At 64.0% G+C, this 18,423-nt stretch carries 15 protein-coding genes; 10 read left to right on the top strand and 5 right to left on the bottom strand.

The genetic code is table 11. From position 1 onward, the window contains the following. From VMA74_RS19285 to VMA74_RS19255, 7 genes are all read left to right on the top strand, one after another. Positions 1–355 (top strand): c-type cytochrome (locus VMA74_RS19285; RefSeq protein WP_325369955.1); only part of this gene is annotated, 355 nt, incomplete at its 5' end. Between the two features lie 173 nt (positions 356–528). Beyond that, on the top strand, positions 529–1,302 hold the full coding sequence (locus VMA74_RS19280) for a hypothetical protein (protein ID WP_325369953.1): 774 nt from the start codon (positions 529–531) through the stop codon (positions 1,300–1,302). A gap of 88 nt (positions 1,303–1,390) precedes the next feature. Beyond that, a complete protein-coding gene (locus VMA74_RS19275; protein WP_325369950.1) occupies positions 1,391–1,720 on the top strand; it encodes a type II toxin-antitoxin system PrlF family antitoxin in 330 nt (109 codons plus the stop codon). Then, on the top strand, positions 1,717–2,220 hold the full coding sequence (locus VMA74_RS19270; protein ID WP_325369948.1) for a type II toxin-antitoxin system YhaV family toxin: 504 nt from the start codon (positions 1,717–1,719) through the stop codon (positions 2,218–2,220). The genes VMA74_RS19275 and VMA74_RS19270 overlap by 4 nt, the downstream gene beginning before the upstream one ends. A gap of 84 nt (positions 2,221–2,304) precedes the next feature. Beyond that, entirely contained in the window at positions 2,305–2,889 is a 585-nt protein-coding gene (locus VMA74_RS19265; protein ID WP_325369946.1) for an RNA polymerase sigma factor, read from the top strand. Further along, positions 2,886–3,521, top strand: a complete 636-nt coding sequence (locus VMA74_RS19260; RefSeq protein WP_325369944.1) for a zf-HC2 domain-containing protein — start codon at positions 2,886–2,888, stop codon at positions 3,519–3,521. Before VMA74_RS19265 ends, VMA74_RS19260 begins: the two co-directional genes overlap by 4 nt. Continuing rightward, positions 3,518–4,804 carry a S8 family serine peptidase gene (locus VMA74_RS19255; protein WP_325369942.1) on the top strand — a complete coding sequence of 429 codons (1,287 nt, stop codon included), beginning with the start codon at positions 3,518–3,520 and terminating at the stop codon, positions 4,802–4,804. Before VMA74_RS19260 ends, VMA74_RS19255 begins: the two co-directional genes overlap by 4 nt. A 74-nt stretch (positions 4,805–4,878) precedes the next feature. Here the strand turns inward: VMA74_RS19255 and VMA74_RS19250 are convergent, their stop codons facing one another. From VMA74_RS19250 to VMA74_RS19240, 3 genes are all read right to left on the bottom strand, one after another. Continuing rightward, the gene (locus VMA74_RS19250; RefSeq protein ID WP_325369940.1) at positions 4,879–6,864 is read right to left on the bottom strand and encodes a S9 family peptidase; all 1,986 of its coding nucleotides are present in this window, start codon (positions 6,862–6,864) and stop codon (positions 4,879–4,881) included. A gap of 98 nt (positions 6,865–6,962) precedes the next feature. Then, complete coding sequence (locus VMA74_RS19245) at positions 6,963–8,777, bottom strand: CPBP family intramembrane glutamic endopeptidase (protein WP_325369938.1); 1,815 nt, start codon at positions 8,775–8,777, stop codon at positions 6,963–6,965. Between the two features lie 134 nt (positions 8,778–8,911). Then, the gene (locus VMA74_RS19240) at positions 8,912–12,724 is read right to left on the bottom strand and encodes a M48 family metallopeptidase (protein ID WP_325369936.1); all 3,813 of its coding nucleotides are present in this window, start codon (positions 12,722–12,724) and stop codon (positions 8,912–8,914) included. 445 nt (positions 12,725–13,169) lie between these two features. Here VMA74_RS19240 and VMA74_RS19235 point away from each other — a divergent pair, with 445 nt between their 5' ends. Then, positions 13,170–13,790, top strand: coding sequence for an OmpW/AlkL family protein (locus VMA74_RS19235; protein ID WP_325369934.1), 621 nt, complete (start codon positions 13,170–13,172; stop codon positions 13,788–13,790). A gap of 58 nt (positions 13,791–13,848) precedes the next feature. Here VMA74_RS19235 and VMA74_RS19230 read toward each other — a convergent pair whose 3' ends face one another. Together VMA74_RS19230 and VMA74_RS19225 are read right to left on the bottom strand one after the other, a co-directional pair. Then, on the bottom strand, positions 13,849–14,895 hold the full coding sequence (locus tag VMA74_RS19230) for a cytochrome P450 (RefSeq protein WP_325369931.1): 1,047 nt from the start codon (positions 14,893–14,895) through the stop codon (positions 13,849–13,851). A gap of 116 nt (positions 14,896–15,011) precedes the next feature. Continuing rightward, a complete protein-coding gene (locus VMA74_RS19225; protein ID WP_325369957.1) occupies positions 15,012–15,092 on the bottom strand; it encodes a tryptorubin family RiPP precursor in 81 nt (26 codons plus the stop codon). 468 nt (positions 15,093–15,560) lie between these two features. Between VMA74_RS19225 and VMA74_RS19220 the strand changes: the two genes are divergently transcribed. After that, positions 15,561–16,022: a (2Fe-2S)-binding protein gene (locus tag VMA74_RS19220; RefSeq protein ID WP_325369930.1), complete on the top strand. Its 462-nt coding sequence runs from the start codon at positions 15,561–15,563 to the stop codon at positions 16,020–16,022. After that, positions 16,019–18,328: a xanthine dehydrogenase family protein molybdopterin-binding subunit gene (locus tag VMA74_RS19215; RefSeq protein WP_325369928.1), complete on the top strand. Its 2,310-nt coding sequence runs from the start codon at positions 16,019–16,021 to the stop codon at positions 18,326–18,328. The genes VMA74_RS19220 and VMA74_RS19215 overlap by 4 nt, the downstream gene beginning before the upstream one ends. Positions 18,329–18,423 lie beyond the last annotated feature (95 nt).

The following is an 18,423-nucleotide window of genomic DNA, read 5'->3' as shown; positions in this document are numbered from 1 at the left end:
AGCACTTGTTGTCGGGTGGATGCTGGCGTCGCCCATGCTGCGTGCCGGCGACGCCAGTGCCGGCGCGGATGTGTTCAGGGCCGAATGCGCCGAATGCCATAGCCCCAGGGAGGGGAAGAACAAGAAAGGACCCAGCCTGTTCGGCATCGTGGGACGCCCCGCCGGTTCGATCGCGGACTACAACTATTCGGATGCCTTGAAACAGGCACATTGGACCTGGACCGCCGACAAGCTGCACGACTATCTCTCGCAGCCGGCCAGAAAGGCCAATCCCGGCACCAAGATGAAATACGACGGGCTGGACGACGCCAGGCAGCTGGAGGACCTGATCACCTATCTCGGCACGCTGCATTAGGAACCGGATTGGACAGGCTTTCATGACATTCCCTTGTCTGGAGCGATCGGATATAAGCCGGTGAATGCAGTATGCGTTCTCATCCGAATACGGCCGGCATTTCAGCATGCCGGCCTTTGTCTGCCGTCGTTCTTGGATGCGCGGGAATGACGGTTTGGCGCTTGCGTGAGCCTATGAACGCACGATTTGGCGCTCATCGCTTTCGCCTTCTCGTCGCCCTGCTGCCGGCAGCCATCGCCGCCACGCCGTTGCACGCGCAAACCAATATGTTCAGTGGCACCGTCGCACTCAGTTCGCAACTGGTCGATCGCGGCCTGGCCATCACCCCGGTCACGCCGGTGCTGCAGGCTGCCGGGTCCTGGGCCACCACCGATGACTGGGTATTCGGCCTGTCCGCTGGGACCCAGGCACGCTCGCCCAGACATGGCTCCGACACGCTGCTGCAGGTCGACCACTATTGGCTGCTGTCGGACGACTGGCGCATGCAGGCCGGCCTGGCCTATTACGCCTACCCCGGCAACGCCAGCGCGCGCGCCTTCGACCGGGCCGAGGCCAGCATGAACTGGCTGTACCGGGACGTGCTCACGTTTGGACTGTCGGCCATCAGCCTTACCCGCGGCTACGACCACCAGCCGCGCGGCGCGGCAGACGCGAACTTCCGCTGGCCCTTGCCGGCGCATTTTTCGCTTAACGCCGGCCTGGGCGTGGCCCAGCCGCTGCCTGCGGGGAGCTACTACGGCGGCAGCAGCGACGGCGCCTGGACCTATTTCCCTGGCTACGGCACGTACCGCGGCCAACGCCCGAGTTCATACTACGGCTACGGCCAGCTGGGCCTGGCCTGGGACTATGGAGCCTGGCGGGTCGAACTGGACCGGATCGCTACCGATCCGTCGCAGCGATGGATGGCCGCGGCCCCCTGGGTGGCGACGATTGCTTGGTCTTTCTGATACGCAGCATGGCAATGCACTTGCATTGCGCAGACAAGGCAACTGCATTACCCTGCCTCCCAAGGGCCATTCTCGACGGGAGCACCCGATGTCCATCCCCCTTGAAACCGAATCCACCCTCACCGACCGCTACCAGACGACGGTGCCGGAAACCGTACGTCGCGCCCTGCGGCTGCATAAGCGCGACAAGATCCACTACACCATCCACCCCAACGGCGAAGTCATACTCTCGCGTGCCAAGGCCGCCGATGGAGACGACCCCGTGCTTGGCCAGTTCTTGCGCTTCCTGGCCCGCGACGTGGCCAGCCACCCGGAGCGCCTGCAGGCCATGGATACGAGTCTGGCGCAGCGGCTGCGGTCGCTGACCGACGGCATCGAAGTCGATCTCGATGCACCGCTATCGGCAGACGATGAATGAGTGCAAGCAAGACCGCGCCATTGATCGTTCGCGGCTGGACCCTGTTTGCCCACCCACTGTTCCTTGCCCAGGTCGAAACCCTGGTCCGGCAGGTCGAGGCGCTCAAACAGAAAGATCCGACCGGTTATGCGAAGAAGAACGCCAGCAAGCGGCTCGCCGCGATCGCCAGGCTGGTGTTGGACGTCATCCCGCAAGACCCCACCCGCCCGGAATACCGCCAGGGCAATACCCTTGGCGACGACTACAAACACTGGTTCCGGGCCAAGTTCTTCCAGCAATACCGGCTGTTCTTCCGCTATCACGCGCAGAGCAGGATCCTTGTCTTCGCCTGGATCAACGACGAAGACACCAAGCGTGCCTACGAGAGTGGCGACGACGCCTATCGCACCTTCCGGAAGATGCTCGATGGCGGTCATCCTCCCGATGACTGGGATCAGTTGCTGGCCGCCTCGCGTGTCGAGGGCAACCGCCTTCAGCAATGGGCATCGGCGACCCCATAGCCGCGTAGACTGGAGTCACCCCGCCCACGCAACCTTTCGGCGCCCAACCGGCACTTATGTCGTCAACCGACGCCATCGAACCCCATGAACGACGCCGATCTCACTACCGACGCCACCGACCGCCAGCTGCTGCAACGCATGGCCGCCGGCGACCGCCATGCGCTGGCCATCCTCTACCGCAACTACCACGGCCGGCTGTGCCGTTTCCTGTCGCGGCAGACGCGCCGGCCGGAAGTGATCGAGGAAGTCATCAACGACTGCTTCTGGATCGCCTGGCAGAAAGCCGGCGATTTCCGCGGCGATTCGCGCGTCTCGACCTGGATCATGGGCATTGCCTACCGCTGCGGCCTCAAGGCGTTGCGACAGCATGGCGACGAGCCGGTGGAAGACAGCAATATTCCGGAAGAACGCATACCCGCCGACGATCCGGACGAGGATCGCGTACTGCGCGACTGGCTGAGCAAGGGCATGGAACGCCTTTCGCACGACCAGCGCGTGGTAGTGGAGCTGGTGTACGGTGAAGGCCATACCCTGGACGACGTCGCCGCGATCATGCAATGCCCGGTTGGCACGGTAAAAGCCCGCTTGTTCCATGCGCGCGTGAAACTGCGCAACGTACTGCCGGCTTTGGCCGAACGCTCACCCATCTTCAAAGAGCAAGCGCCATGACGATGCTACCCAACTACTCCAGCCAGGATTGCCCACGCGCGTGGGAAATGATGCCGTGGGTGCTGCAAGACAGCGCCACGCGGGAACAAAGCGAATGGCTGACGCACCACCTGGCGCATTGCGAAGCCTGCCGCGCGGAATTCGAGCAGCAGAAGCGCCTGCACCACGCCATGTCGCTGCCGGCGGATGTCGAGGTGGACATGGAAGCCGGCCTGCAGCGCCTGCTCGGCCGCCTGGATGCACCGGCAGTGGAAGCACCGCAGCGTGCGCGCCGTGGCGGCTGGCTGACCCGCGCCCTGGCAGCGGCCGTGCTGATCCAGGCCATCGGCATCGGCGCACTCGGCCTGAAAATGTGGTCGGCCGGCGACGGCGCCACCTACCACACGCTCAGCCAGGAACCGTCCGCACCGTTCACCGCCGGTGCCATCCGCGTCGTCCCCGATGCGAGCATGACGCTGGCCGATTGGAATGCGCTGCTGCATTCGCTGCAGCTACAAGTGGTCGGCGGTCCCAATGACGTGGGCGCTTACACCGTGGCACCGGCCACGGCTGCCGGCAAGCACGATACGCTGCAGCAACTGCGCGCGGCGCGCGGTGTGCGTCTGGCGGAGCCGGTGACCGATACGCCATGAAGTTGGCTGCACTCGTATTCACCGCCGCAGTAGCGTGCCTGGGCATGCAGGTATCGGCTGCCGCGGCCAGCGATCCATCCGGCCAGATTGCCGCCGCGTCGGCGATGAACAGCCAGCGCGACATCGTGCTGGCGGTGGCCAACCCAATCGATCCGCCTGCCCTGCACGCCGGCTCCAGCCTGCTGGGCTACACGCCGGCCGGTTACTACGGCGCCGGCCAGCGCGCGGCATCCGCACTCGGCGCACTGAAACAGCATTACCAGCTGCACGAAATCGCCGGCTGGCCGATCAAGGCGCTGGGCGTGTATTGCGTGGTGGTGGAAGCGCCAGCCGGCACGAACCGCGATGAGCTGATCAAGACGCTGGCCAAGGACGATCGCGTCAAACTCGCGCAGCCCTTGCAGGATTACTCGGTATACGCCACGGCGGAAACGGATACGCGTCCCCGCTACAACGATCCGTACGTGGGATTGCAGCGCGGCTTCGTGGAAACCGACGCGGCGCTCGCGCAGACCTTCAGCCAGGGCGAGGGCGTGCATATCGCGGTGGTCGACACCGGCGCCGATACCAAGCACCCCGATCTGCAAGGACGCATCCACGATATCCACGACATGGTCGGCGCCGATGCGTCCGCCTTCGACCGGGACAACCACGGCACCGAAGTCGCCGGCGTGATCGCCGCGGATGCGGACAACCATCAAGGCATCGTCGGCATCGCGCCGAAGGCCGTGCTCAGCGTCTACAAGGCCTGCTGGTATGCGCCCGCATCCCACGCTGGCGCGCACTGCAATACGTTCACGCTGGCCAAGGCGCTGGCGGCCGTCATCGATACCGACGCACGCATCGTCAACCTGAGCCTGGGCGGCCCCGCCGATCCGCTGCTCGACAAGCTGCTGGCGCAATTGCTCAGCCAGGGCCGCATCGTGGTCGCCGCATTGCCACCCAGTGGAAACCTGGATGGCTTCCCCAGCCATGCGCCCGGCGTCATCGTGGTACGCACCAGCGATGCCACGCCGGCGCCACCGGGCGTATTGAGTGCACCAGGCAAGGACATCCTCACCACCCAGCCCGGCGGCGGCTACGATTTCACCTCCGGATCATCCATGGCCGCTGCGCACGTCAGCGGCATCGTTGCGTTGCTGCTTTCGCTTTCGCCGCGCCTGGATGCGCACGCGGTGCGTGATCTGCTGCTGGAGAGCAGCCGGCGTTCCAACGGCGTGATGGAAGTGAATGCCGCCGCGGCGGTGGCGGCGTTGCGTAATGCGGGCAAGTCGACGCGCTGATCACCGCGGACTGAGTCATCCGTAGGCTGGGATGAAATCCCAGCCTACGTTCGGAATAGCATCGACGCCGTTTATCACTGCTTAGCTGCGCCCGAAACGGACGATGGCATCGCCCCTGCCATGGCAGCAGTACCCATCTGGCTATCGAAGAAATCCACCATCTTCTGATATGCCTGCTTGCGATGCTCCGGCAGAAAGAACCCATGCCCTTCATCGGGTTCCACCAGCGACTCATAGTGCTTGCCGAGCTTATCCAGCGCCGCGGTGAACTCCTTGAAGTTCTTGAACGGCACGCGCGGATCGGCGCCGCCATGGATAAGCAGCACGTCGGCCTTGAGCTTGTCGACGCCGCCTAGCGGCGAACGGCGCAGCAGGTCATTGCGGTCATTGCCTAGCACCAGTTGCAGATAGGCGCTGCCCTGGTCGGTGCGTTGCGTGTCGCTCTTGTCCAACTGCACACGCAAGTCATAGACACCGGCATAGCCGACGGCGCACTTGTAGAGATCCGGCTCGCGCACCGCACCTTCCAAGGCAGCGTAACCGCCATAGCTGGCACCGTAGATGCAAACGCGGTGCGCGTCGGCATAGCCTTGGTCGATGGCCCAGCGGGTCGCATCGGTAAGGTCATCCTGCATGCTCAAGCCCCATTGCCGATAGCCGAGCGCCTGGAACCCATCGCCGTAGCCGCCGGAACCGCGATAGTTCACCTGCAACACCGCGTAGCCGCGATTGGCGAACAACTGTACCTCGCCGTCGAACGCCCACCGGTCGGCAATGCCATGCGGGCCGCCGTGCGGCAGTACGATCAGCGGAAACGGCTTGTTGCCGGCGGGCAAGGTCAGGAAGCCATGCAGGCTCAGTCCGTCGCGCGCTTTCAATTCGATCGGCTGCATGGGACGCATCTGGTTCGGATCGATCCATGGCTCCGCGCTCAACAGATAGTGCGCATTGCTGGTAGCCAGGTCGAATACGTAGTAATCGCCGGGATCGCGATCGCTGATCACCTTGACGATGGCGTGCTTTCCATCGCGCGTGAAACTGGAGAAATACGCAAGCTGGCCGGGGAAATTGGCTGCCAGTGCCATGCTGAGCTTGGCTTCCGGCGCATTTTCGTCGAAATAGAACAAGGATCGCTTGCCATCGAGCGTCACCACGGCGTAGTAATCCTGGCCATCCGCCGTCGGCAACAACGCACCGGGGTCTGCGAATTGGCCCTGATACAGCTTGACGAGCTTGTGCGTGGCCGTATCCATCCGTTCGATCGCCGCAGGCTTGTCGCCTTGCGATACCCGCAGATACAGCTGGCTGTTGTCGCGGTTGAACCCGATCGGCAGCATGTCCACGTGCGAAGCTGCCGCATCATTGACCAGCGCCCAGTCATCCTTGGTGGCGGTGCGCAGCCACAACTTGCCGCCGCCATAGGTGTTGTCGGCGTACGCCACGCGCACTTGGCCGGCATGGTCGGCGACCAGCCGCGCGTTGCGCTCCGGCGAGGTGGTGATGCTGGTGCTGTGGCCATCCATCACGTTGAGCCATGCCGCCGAGGTATACGTGCCCGCCCGGCCGGTGGTGAAATCGTTGATGGCAATCAGGATCTGGCGGTCGCCGAAGACCTGCGTGCTGATCGGTTCCGCAAAGGCATCCCGCGCTTCTGCGGCATGGATATGGGTGCCAGTCTGCATGCCGCCCGCGCGGTAGCCGAACAAATTGGTCTGTTTGCCGCCGTCCACATCGATCGCAAAGAGTTCGCCGGTGCGCTCCGGTGTATCCAGCCCGCCTTCTTGCTTGGCGATGCTGGCGACGATGCGGTTGTCGCTGACCCAGAAATAGTCATAGACCAGCGAAAAACTGCCCGAACGCAGGATATGCACTGCCTTGGACGTCTTCGCATCCAGGATCGCGATCAGGTTTTGATACGGATGATCGGGCACCGGAATCAACGCGGCGACGTAACTGCCGTCCGGTGAAATCGTCACTTGCGAAAAATCCGGCTGGCGGATGAAGTTCTTGATCGACATCGCCGCCGGCTGTGCGGCGGGCGCCGCGTTCTCCGCTGCCATGCATGGCAGGCCCCACAACAGGCATGACAGGGCCACTCCATACAACATCCACCGATATGCACGCATTCCTTTTCCCCAGTGTGTAGAAATTCGACGGATCAACCACCCAAAAATATCGCTGCACAGGCGACGGCGTTGTTCGCCGCATGCAGCGCGATCGGCGCAGCCAGGCCGCGCGTACGGCGTGCCAGCCAGCCGCCCAACAGGCCCAGCAGGAAATAGAACACGAAGTGCGGCGTGTCGTTATGCAGCACCGCAAAAAGCAGGGCCTGAACAACATTGGCCCAGCCGAAGCTGATGTGCCGCGCAAGCCCGCCCAGCACGCAGCCCCGGAAGATCAGTTCCTCATACACCGGCACGGCCACCGCGATCACCAGCATGGCAAGCACAGGTCCGCCCAGGTGCGCACAAGCCAGCGCCAGCGTGGCGATCATGCGATCGTGCAGCGTGCCGCGTACGGCTGCGCCCAGGTGCCCCGAATGCCATGCCAGCCAGACACCCAGCGCTTTCACCAGCGCCCAAAGCGCCACGACGACAACCGTGGTGATCCAGCCGCGGTCGCCCAGCCAATCCCGCCGCGAAAAGCGCCAGGCAATCGGTGCCATCAGCACGCCGCCCATCAAAAGCGTGGCCAGTTGCATGACCACGATGGCGGACTGCTCATCGTTCGACAGAACCTTGCTGGTCGCCCATGAATGCAAGGGACTGCCCCCGCCAAGCAAGGGGATGATGGCAGAAGCCACCAGAAAGATGGCAAGCGCCATCCACATGCAGCGCAGACCGATGTTGGCAAACAGCGGCACGCTTGGCTTGTTGCGACGCGCACGAATCACGCCGCGGTAATACGCCGGAAAGGCGATCAGGCTCGGCGCGTACGCCAGCGTCAACAGCAAGGCCAGCATGCCCAGCGCCAGATGCACCAGCGGCGGCGAGAACAGTTGCAGCGGGTCATGCCGCAACAGGTTGCCATACGCAAACAGCAACGGCATGGAGATGCCGGTCTTGGCAAGCCAGCTTTGCAGCACCGTCGACGCGGCCGTGCCATCGCGAGCGGCTACCGCCACGTCCAGGCGCGTCTGATATTGCTGGATAGTTTCGCTACACGAGCAGCCGCCCACGTGCGCAAGCGCCTTGACCGCCTCCGCCGCTTTTCCTGCACGCAGGTAGATGCGCGCGGCCAGCCACCAATTGGTATACCCACGGTTTTTCATGGCGCGCCGAAGCTCGGCCAAGGCCACGGTCGGGCTCAGGCTGTCCGCAGCGAAATTCACGCGCGACCATTCTTTCCAGATGGATGCGTCGACCGGCGTTTTGGCCAGCAAGGCTTCCGCCTCACCGGCACGCCCGCTGTTGGCCAGATAACGCAACGCCGTCACCAGCTGGTCGCTGGCCGGATCCATCTGCACGGCCGCCAGTGCTTCCTGCCCGGCAATATCCGTCTGCTTCGTCGCGGTGTAGCCGCGCGCAAGAATGCCATGCAGTTTTGCACGCTGCTGCAGGCTCCAGTGCGCGCTTTTCGGCAATAAGGTAAGTGCGAACGCGATGACATCTTTGCCGCCCTGCTGCTGGGCGATGAAGAGATCGGCTTCGGCGTCGTCGGGAAAGCGCGTCTGCAGATCGTTCTTGCAGCGTTGAAAGTCGTCCTGGGCCGTATCGGTCCAATCGATCTCCTCGTTGTACAAAAAGCCCTGGGCGAACCTGCAGCGGGCCATCACCAGCGCGGCATCCTGGGGGCTCGCCTTTTCCGCAAGCGCGTAGGCTGACATCACGCGCCGATACGCATCCTGCTCACTGGCGGAAACCACCACCACGGCCTGTTCGGGCGTACGCAGGACATCCGTCGGAATAGGCGCTTGCGCCAGCACGGGTGCGCACAGGCAGACCAGGAAGATACTCAGGATAAAGGCACGCATGCCGGAATTGCCCCTACAGAAGTAAGCCAAGCAGCTTGATGTTCGATGCCATGTCAGCTCCGTAGGCTGGGATGGAGTCCCCGCACAGGCGTGCATGGCGATGCGGGAATTTCATCCCGGCCTGCGGTTAACGCCTATCCCAAAAACGGCCGCTCCCCCGCAAACAGCGCCGCATGTGCGAAGTTCCGCCATGCATCCGGCGCGTGCGATCCCAGCAAATAAATACCGACGACATAGGCCTGCGCACGCATTTCCAGCGGCACGCCATCCAGCGCGTGCGCGGCGTCAACCGCATCGCCGCGCTGCGCCAGAGCGATGAAGCGCTGCATGCGCTGCACCCACGCCTGCCCCTCCCCGCCGGATTCCGCACCGATGCCATCGAGAATTTTCGCGATGGCAGGATCGCTGGCGTCGTCGCCTTCCGCGAGCGCCAGCCACACGGTTTCCTGATCGATGCCAACCCCTTGCGGCAAGGCCGCCACGCGTGAACGCAACTGCGCCGAGGCACCTTGCGAAGCGGCGGCCATGCGCAACACATGGCCTTCGGCAGAGGTGTGTTCTGCGGCAACCAGCGCATCGTCCACGCGCCCGTCGGACAACAGGGAGAGCGCACGATAATCGCCACCCTGCATCGGTGCGCCCGGTTCCAGCAGCAATATGTTGGCGAGCGCGGGCGATGTGGCGGCCAGTTGCGGCTGCTCCTGCAGCGCGCCGGCCGGGTCGACCAGGCGCGACAGGCGCAACACTTCGATCGCCAGGGAGTTGCGCAGCATGGGGCTGCGCGCCAACGCCTGCCGATACAGCGCCAAGGCCTGCGAATAGTGTTGTTGCTGGCCCTGCGCGAACGCCGCCGCCATGGCGAACCACGCCGATTGCGGCCAACGCTGCGCACCTTCCGCAAACTTGCGGTCGCGCTCCGCGCCCTGCATGCAGCGTGTCGCCACGTAGGCCAGATCGGCCTGGTCCGGCGTCGCTTGCGCCAAGGCTTGATCGCGCGCGCAAACCGCCGCGTGCGTGGCGCCGAGGTTTTCATCCTGCTCCAATCGCATGGCGGCCACGTCGATGGGGAAGCGCTTGCGCCGAACGGCAAACGCCTCGTTGAAACCGGGTACGCCGCGCGCCAGTTCCAGCCAGCTCATCAGGTTGGCGGAACCGGGCTGGTCGAAACGCACATGCGCCAGCATCATCGCCGCGGCGGCATGTTGATCCGGCACCTGGTCGGCATAGAACTCCGGCGGCAAGTTGTCCACGCCATCGAGCACGGTGCGCATGCCTGCGCCGTTGCTGGTCTGGATACGTTGCGGCGGCGGCGTGAAAACGTCATCGGCGTGCACGACTTGCCAGCGCTGCGGCGGCAGGAACGACGGCGCCATTCTTGCCGCCGAACCGTACGATGCCACCCACGAATGCAGCGGCGCCGCGGCGGCCACCGTATAGACGACGTGGTTGTCGGCACGGTTGAGCGGCGCGGAAAAATGTTCGATCGGTTCGCCATCGCTGGTCTGTGCATCCACCTGCACGCTGCCCACGCCATGTACCGAAACATCGTCGTGCTGATGCGGCTGCACTGTTACGTGCTGACCCTCCACGCTGGCGACCACGGTGCGGTCCAACGGGTTGTACACGGTGACGGTGGTGCTTTCGTGCAGCCAGCCGAACGCCAGCACGGAACCGACGATCGCTACGGCGGCGGCGCCGCGCGCAAGGCCGGAAAGGCGATCGCCGGCACCGTCGAAGCGTTGCCAGAATCCTTGCTTCGCCTGCCGTCCGCGCTCGGCGCCGGGCACCAGCGTGGGATACAGCTTGTGTACGGAGGGACTCTCCACCGGAGCCTGGCCAAGCAGTGCGTCGGGCGTGGCCGCGGCGATCGACGCTTCCACCACCAGCAGTTCATCGAGCGCGGCGCGGCGCAACGCCGACAACCAGTTGCCGACGCGATGGATCCATCCGTCGATATGGCGCAACCACTCGTTGATGTTGGCGCGTTCCGGCGCACGCAACCCGTAGTCGCCGAGCGCTTGCGGCCAGCTCGCCACCCCCAGCGTGGCCAATAAGCGCGCGCCAGGCCGCACGGTACCGGCTTCGTGGTAGATCCGCGCGAGCGTGCGATGCACGTCGCCGGCGCCGGCCAGGATGCGGCGCGCGCCCTTCTCGTTGATGCTGCCGCGCGCAGCGGCCTGGCGGTAATCCCTGGCGAGTGCCGCTTGCGCATCGCGCAAATCCGCTTCCGCATGATCGGCGTAATGCAGCACCCGCAATACGCCAAGCAGGTAATTGCGCCATGCCGGCGCCTGCGTGGCGGCAACTTTCAGATGCAGGCTGCGTACGCGGCGCAAGGTCGAGTGCAGGCTCGATCGCACACCGGCGCGCTCTTTTTCCACCTCGGCGATCGCCGCCGGCAACTGGCTGCGTTTCAACATGCGTCCGCGATGGCGGATCACGCCGTCCGGTGCGGTGTAGATGCGATCGCGCAGCGAGCACAACAAGGCATGTTCGCGCTCCAGTGCCTGCAGCCGATCCAGTTCTTCACCGAGGCGCGGCGGGTACAGGTCATCCAGCGACAATGGCAGGCGCGGCACAGCATTGTCGTAGTACAGCTCGTCTGCGCTGGCGGCGTGCCGCACCGGCGACATGCCTAGATAGATGCCGCGGTAATCCGCCTTCAAATGCTCGCGCGCGAACTGGTCGTGCAACCGCTGCAGCGTTTCGGCCAGTTCCACCGGCGGCTGCGTCGGCTTGCCGCCCAGATCGTGCGTCATGCGCTCACGCAGGGCCTGCTCGTCATCGAAGATCGACCACGCGCTGCGCTCGTCGGCCGGCGCAAACAGATAGGTGCGCTTGGCGTTGTTTTCGCGCTCATGGTTCATCGGATGCGTCGACCACATGCGCGGCGGCTGCGCCAGCTCGCTCTCGAACACGCGAAACGCCGCGCCGCCCTCGGCCGGCAGCTGCGGGCGGTGGGCATACGCCGGATCGTTGTAGATGATGCCAAGCCGATCGGCCAGCGCCAGTTGCACCGCAAAGATGTCGCGCGGCGGACGATTCGCAGCCACTTCGCCGCGCAGGAAATTCAGGCTGCGATCCCAGGCATCATCCGCCACCTTCAGCCGGTGCAGCGCATGCACCAGCGCGTCGCTACCGGTAAGCGACACGGCCACCAGGTCGGCCTGTAACTCCATCTCGCGCGCCAGCGCACGCTGCGCCAGCACCACCAGCCGGAAACCGGCATCAACCACCACGCGCAAGGCCCACACCACGATGCCCAGCAGCCAGCCGATCCAGGCGATGCGGATGTCCAGACGGGATAAGCCGCGCAGGAAACCATCCAGCGCATCGCGTCGCGTCACGATGTATGCCGCCACCTGCTGCGCCGTATACACCCAGCGCCCCACTGCCATCGAACGCTGGCCGAAGTGGCCGAATTCATGCGCACACACGGCCTTGAACTCGCCCAGGTTCAGCATGTTCACCAGGCCGAAGCCGATCTCCAGGTTCTTGCGCGAGGGAAATAGAAGATTGAGCAGCGACAGGTCATACGACACCGCCGCATTGACGCGCCCGCTGGCATGCACCTTGTGCGGCCGCGGCGCGCCGGCTTCATCGGCGATGCGATCCAGAAAGGCAAACAGCCGCGGCTGGTCCTTGCGCGTCAACTCGATGCCGTCGGCCTGCGTGCCCTTCTTGATGAAGAACAGCGCCTTGAGCAGGAACACTGCAAAAAACAGGCTGCCGCAGCCCACCAGCCCCGCGCCGAAACCGCTGCCATCGAACGCCCGGTCCAGCTCCGTCACCCCGTTGTAGACAAACCAGGCGGCCAGCGCGACGTACAGCGCAATGAACAGCAGCAGCGCCCCCACCGCAAGCCACGCATGACGCAGGTAGGTGCCGCTGGGACGGGTGAAGCCCTCCGGGACGTTGGCCGGGCCGGCTGGGTAGATGACGTTCACGCTCACTTCTCCTTAGCTTGCGATAACTTCGTTTTCAGCTGCCAGCGCGCGCAGCCATCCACCGCGGGACAGCCGCTACCGCGCGCCGCGAAGGAACGTGCCGGATAAAAAGTGGTGCGTTGCGTGCACGCCAACTCAGGCGTGCTCCCCCTTCATCCCTGGCTTCCCCCGATACAGCGCGTTTCCACGCCGCGACACTATCGCCGTTTCCGTGGTGCGGTGGAAGGGGTCGGCACGAATCTCGGCGGCGATGAGGCAGGCATTTATCTTGCTAGCAGCGTTGCAGGTGGGGTTATCCCATCCGGTCGCCGGGCGAAATCGCCTGATACGTGCATGACAAAACGACGCACCCCGCCCGGGGTTGCGGTGCGAGGTGATCTGGATCAACGGCCGATGCAAGTGCAGCCAGAACCATATGCGTGTTACTCCACGAAGGAACAACACCATGAAAACACTGCTGCCCCTTTCCCTCGCACTCGTGCTGTCCATCGCCCCGCTGGCGCATGCTGCCGACACCGATACCGACGACAATAATTGGGTGGTCCGCTTCGGCGCCCACGTCGTGGCGCCCAAAGACGACAACGGCCGTCTCGCCGGCATGAAGACCACGATCAGCAATAACGTCAGGCCTACCGCCAGCATCGAATACATGCTTACGCCCGCGCTTGGCATCGATGCGCTGGCGGCGATTCCGTTCCGGCATGACATACGCCTGGACGGCCAACGGGCTGCAACGACCAAACAGCTACCGCCGACATTCGGGCTCAATTATCACTTCCTGGCCGGGCAGACCATTTCGCCATTCGTCGGCGCCGGCTTCAATTACACGCGCTTTTTCAGCACCAAGGGCGAAGGCATCCTGCAAGGCGCGCAGGTGCATATCGACAACAGCTGGGGCGCCGCCGCGCACGCCGGCATCGACTTCAACCTCTCACCGCAATGGATGATCACCGCCGACGTGCGCTGGATCGAGATTCGCGGCGATGTACACGTCAATGGTGCGAATGTCGGAAAGGCTGAAATAGACCCCTGGGTTTATGGGGTAAGCGCGGGCTACAGGTTCTGAGTCACAACCGGACGAAGTGCGAAGGGGTGAGCGAAGCGAATCATCCTGGTGAGTAGAGTTACGCACGCAACGGCTCTACCCTCACCTCCGCCACCCCAAGCAATCCGGCAAGCGGCACCTGTGCCGTCGTCTGCTGCGGACTGACCGCAAGCCCCTTTTCACGCAGCACGGCGAGGAACATCTCGGCCAACGGCATCACCATGTGTTGTCCCCAGCAGCGTTCGGACTTGTGGCCGAAAGGCAGGTAACCGGGATGCTGGTCGGGGTTGAGGCTGTTCCAGCGCTCGGGCCGGAATTCGTCCGGGTCGTCCCACAACGCCGGATCGCGATGGCTCAGCAGCGGCAGGACCAGCACATCGTCTTTCGCCCGGATGCGCGCGTCGAGCGCAGGATATTCGGGTGAAGCATTGCGCAGCATGTTCCACGACGGCGGCAACAGCCGCAGGGCTTCGTAAAGAATATTGCGGTTGGACCAGTCATCGTCGAACGGCGCTCCCAACCAGAGTGCATTCGCCACCAAGGTGGAAATGGTGAAGCAGACCGGTGCCGCCGTGCGCCGGTAAAGACCCATCGCATAACGGCGTTCGTGATACCCCGCCGCATGGGCGACCGACGCCGCGATCGCGGAAGCCTCCGGCTGCAACCGCAACCGAAACATGGCACCCGTGGCAATCACCGTCCAGGTGAGCTTGGGCGTCAATTCCAGCACGCGATCCATCAAAAAGCGCAAGCGTCGCGGATCGTTGCCAAGAATGAGATCGCGCAGATATACGTGCCCCACGTGCGGCCATGGGCCGGACAGGTCGACCTCGATGGGAATGGGTTTCTTCAGCGTCGCGCGCACGTCACGGCCGATGGCCTGCATCGACTTCAAGGCGTCCGCACGCGGAATGGATCGCCCATGCAGCGGCTTGAACGTGGGACGCTCGAACTCCGTCGCCGCCCTGGCGCCGAGAATCCGGTCGGACAATTCGGCCCCGGCCACGCCGACGGTGTCATCGTCCAGACGAAACAGATCCTTGCCGCGGTGATCGCGCAAAAGCGCTGCAAGCCTGGGTGCAAAGACAGTGGTCCGGACACGCCTGCCGGAGATGCGCATATCCATGGACGATCTCGCGTTTGAAGGGAGGAGTCCCGCCCCCAGCGGTATCGATACATCCACCACCGGAAGCGGGGTACATCATCACCGTGTTGCCGACATCAGGAACACGGTTCGATCGCTCAGTACCAGATGTACCAGGCGTATTCCTTCAGGCTCTTCTCGCGGGCAAACAGGTTCTTCAGAGCAAACAGCGTCTTCATGGTTGGCACCTTTTCAGTGAATGACCCATCGGGCCGAATCAAACGTTCAAGTTGTGCATGTCATGCGAGGCACGCAGACCGCGCGCATCCACGCGCCCCGTCTGAAACGCTACGTGCCCCGCGGCAACCTTACGACTTCTGGCAAGGACATTAGGTTGTCCATCCGGGCCAATAGCGAATACTGTGAAGTGGTGGACAGGCATCGTCACACAGGCTTTACGAAGTTATGCGCAGGCCAATGGCTGGGCGCTGCGGTCTTTCATTTCGCAGGAAATGTCTCAACCAACGAAACACGCATGCATCGGTATGCGAGAAAAAATCGGTACACACCCATCCCGCCAACCTTGCGCAGGATCGTGCAAAAACCGGCCAGATTGCGGCATTCAATGCCCACTAGCACAAGCGCTATCGTGCAGCCTGCGATACCCTCCCCAGCCTCCCGTCCCGCCAATCTGCAAGAGGCCCGCCATGCTCATGTTGACCATCAACGGCCAGCAACATTCCTTCGACGGCCCGCCCGAGATGCCGCTGCTGTGGTATTTGCGCGACACGCTCGGCCATACCGGCACCAAGTTCGGCTGCGGCATGGCCTTGTGTGGTGCATGCACCGTGCATCTGGATGGTGCGGCCGTGCGTTCCTGTGTCACGCCGGTGGTCGCTGCGGTGGGCAAGCAGGTCACCACCATCGAGGGGCTGTCGCCGGACGGCAGCCATCCGGTGCAACGTGCGTGGATGACACTCAACGTGGCGCAATGCGGTTATTGCCAGGCCGGACAGATCATGCAGGCGGCATCGCTGCTAAAGAGCAAGCCGCATCCCAGCGATGCCGACATCGACGCCGCCATGTCCGGCAACATTTGCCGCTGCGGCACCTACACACGCATCCGTGATGCGATCAAGCTCGCCGCAGGCGAAGGGAGTGCCGCATGAACCGCGACAGCCTGCCTATCTGCAACGAAAGCCGGCGTGCCTTCGTGCTCGGCTTCGGCGCCGGCAGTTTGTTGCTGGCGTTTGGCCTGCCTGCGTTCGCACGCGCGGCGGATGCACCCAGGAAACAGTACGGCGGTGAAGCCGCCGAGCATGGCCTGCGCGACGATCCGCATCTGTTCGTCGAGATCGCGCCGGACGGTACCGTGACAGTGGTGTGCATCCGTTCCGAAATGGGCCAGGGCGTGCGCACCAGCGTGGCGATGGTGGTGGCCGATGAACTTGGTGCCGATTGGTCACGCGTGAAAGTACGCCAGGCGCCAGGCGACGAAGTGACCTACGGCAATCAGGATACCGACGGTTCGCGCAGCCTGCGCCAGAGTTTTGCCGCCCTGCGCCGCGCCGGCGCCGCCGCGCGCGCGATGCTGGAGCAGGCCGCCGCCACGCAATGGGGCGTACCGGTGAGCCAGGTGAAAACCGGCATCCACGAAGTGGTCGATCGCAAGAACGGCCGCAAGCTCGGTTTCGGCGCACTCGCCACCCAGGCCGGCGCCCTGCCCGTGCCGGATCCGAACAGGCTGGCGCTGAAATCGCCGGCTGAATTCCGCTATATCGGCAAAGGCAGGACAGCGCTGATCGACAACCACGACATCGTCACCGGCCGTGCGCAGTACGGCATCGACACGCGCTTGGACGGCATGCTGTATGCGGTGATCGCGCGCCCGCCGGTGTACGGCGACAAGCTCGCCTCGTTCGATGGCAGCACCGCGGAGAAAATGCCGGGCGTAGCGAAAGTGATGACCCTGGCGCCCACGCCGTTGCCTTCCGGTTTCCAGCCGCTGGGCGGCGTCGCCGTGATCGCCGACAACAGCTGGACGGCCATCAAGGCGCGCGAACAACTGAAGCTCGACTGGGTGAGCGGCCCGAACGCCCACTACGATTCCGTCGCGTACCACGCGCAACTCGACGCGGCCAACCGCAAGCCGGGCAAGCTCGTGCGCAACGACGGCAACATCGAGCAGGCGTTGAACAGCGCCGCCAAACGCGTCACTGCCGATTACTACATACCGCATCTCGCCCATGCCACGATGGAGCCGCCGTGCGCGGTGGCGAGCGTCACCGGCGAGCGCTGCGAAGTGTGGGCGCCCACGCAAGCGCCGCAGGATGTCCGCAACGAACTGGTCAAGGCGCTCGGCATTCCGGATGCGAACATCACCGTCCACGTCACCCTGCTCGGCGGCGGCTTCGGGCGCAAATCCAAACCCGATTACGTGGTGGAGGCCGCCCTGCTCTCGCGTGCAACCGGCAAGCCGGTCAAGCTGCTGTGGACGCGCGAGGACGACATCGTCAACGATTATTTCCACGCCGTATCGGCCGAACACTTCGAGGCCGCGCTGGATGGTTCGGGCAAGGTGACCGGCTGGCTGCATCGCACGGTCGCGCCGTCGATCGCCTCCACCTTCAGGCCCGGCATCGATCACGAGCAAGCCGGTGAATTGAACCAGGGCATCATCGACCTGCCGTTTGCCATTCCCAACGTGCGCATCGAAAACCCCGCCATCGACGCGCATACCCGCATCGGCTGGTTCCGCTCGGTGTACAACATTCCGCATGCCTACGGCATCCAGAGTTTCGTGGCCGAGCTGGCGCACGCCGCCGGACGCGACCACCGCGATTTCCTGCTGGAACTGCTTGGCCCCGACCGTCAATTCCAGCCCGTAACACAGATGCCGTTTACCGACTACGGCGAAGATCCCGCGCTTTTTCCGATCGACACCAGGCGCATGAAGCGCGTCATCGAAACCGTGACGGCCGCGGCCGATTGGGACAGGAAACGCCCCAAGGGAAGCGGTCTTGGCCTGGCGGCGCATCGCAGCTTCGTCACCTACACTGCTGCGGTGATCGAGGTCGAAACCAGCCCCGACGGCAAACTGAGCATCCCTCGCGTGGATATTGCGATCGACTGCGGCCCGCAGGTGAATCCGGAACGCGTGCGCTCGCAATTGGAAGGCGCGGTGATCATGGGACTTGGCCTGGCCCTGCATGGCGAAATCAGCTTCAAGGACGGCCGCGCGGAACAATCCAACTTCAACGATTTCCTGGTGCTGCGCATGAACGAAGCGCCACGCGAGATCCACGTGCACATGGTGGCGGCGGATGATTTCTCCGTGCCATTGAGCGGCGTCGGCGAACCGGGCCTGCCGCCGATTGCGCCGGCGCTGACCAATGCGATTTTTGCAGCGACCGGGCAACGGATTCGTGCGTTGCCGGTGCGGCAGCAATGGGTGAAGGCGAAGCAGGTGGCGTGAGACTTCTAAGCTGCCCCCTCCCCTACGAAGCTGAAACGCGCCTCAGGTTTAGGACACCCGCAACACCGCCGCGCCACTCAGCCGCCCGTCGCGCA

Origin of the sequence: Dyella sp., assembly GCF_035508675.1 — a bacterium.
Taxonomy (GTDB): domain Bacteria; phylum Pseudomonadota; class Gammaproteobacteria; order Xanthomonadales; family Rhodanobacteraceae; genus Dyella_B.
Note: the sequence above shows the minus strand (reverse complement) of the source record. Positions and strands in the feature narration are given on the sequence as shown.

Bases quoted from the DNA above. Each gene is read 5' to 3' on its own strand.
- VMA74_RS19280 (WP_325369953.1), top strand. From the start codon at position 529: ATGAACGCACGATTTGGCGCTCATCGCTTTCGCCTTCTCGTCGCCCTG.
- VMA74_RS19275 (WP_325369950.1), top strand. From the start codon at position 1,391: ATGTCCATCCCCCTTGAAACCGAATCCACCCTCACCGACCGCTACCAG.
- VMA74_RS19270 (WP_325369948.1), top strand. From the start codon at position 1,717: ATGAGTGCAAGCAAGACCGCGCCATTGATCGTTCGCGGCTGGACCCTG.
- VMA74_RS19265 (WP_325369946.1), top strand. From the start codon at position 2,305: ATGAACGACGCCGATCTCACTACCGACGCCACCGACCGCCAGCTGCTG.
- VMA74_RS19260 (WP_325369944.1), top strand. From the start codon at position 2,886: ATGACGATGCTACCCAACTACTCCAGCCAGGATTGCCCACGCGCGTGG.
- VMA74_RS19255 (WP_325369942.1), top strand. From the start codon at position 3,518: ATGAAGTTGGCTGCACTCGTATTCACCGCCGCAGTAGCGTGCCTGGGC.
- VMA74_RS19250 (WP_325369940.1), bottom strand. From the start codon at position 6,864: ATGGCAGCGGAGAACGCGGCGCCCGCCGCACAGCCGGCGGCGATGTCG.
- VMA74_RS19245 (WP_325369938.1), bottom strand. From the start codon at position 8,777: ATGCGTGCCTTTATCCTGAGTATCTTCCTGGTCTGCCTGTGCGCACCC.
- VMA74_RS19235 (WP_325369934.1), top strand. From the start codon at position 13,170: ATGAAAACACTGCTGCCCCTTTCCCTCGCACTCGTGCTGTCCATCGCC.
- VMA74_RS19230 (WP_325369931.1), bottom strand. From the start codon at position 14,895: ATGGATATGCGCATCTCCGGCAGGCGTGTCCGGACCACTGTCTTTGCA.
- VMA74_RS19225 (WP_325369957.1), bottom strand. From the start codon at position 15,092: ATGAAGACGCTGTTTGCTCTGAAGAACCTGTTTGCCCGCGAGAAGAGC.
- VMA74_RS19220 (WP_325369930.1), top strand. From the start codon at position 15,561: ATGCTCATGTTGACCATCAACGGCCAGCAACATTCCTTCGACGGCCCG.
- VMA74_RS19215 (WP_325369928.1), top strand. From the start codon at position 16,019: ATGAACCGCGACAGCCTGCCTATCTGCAACGAAAGCCGGCGTGCCTTC.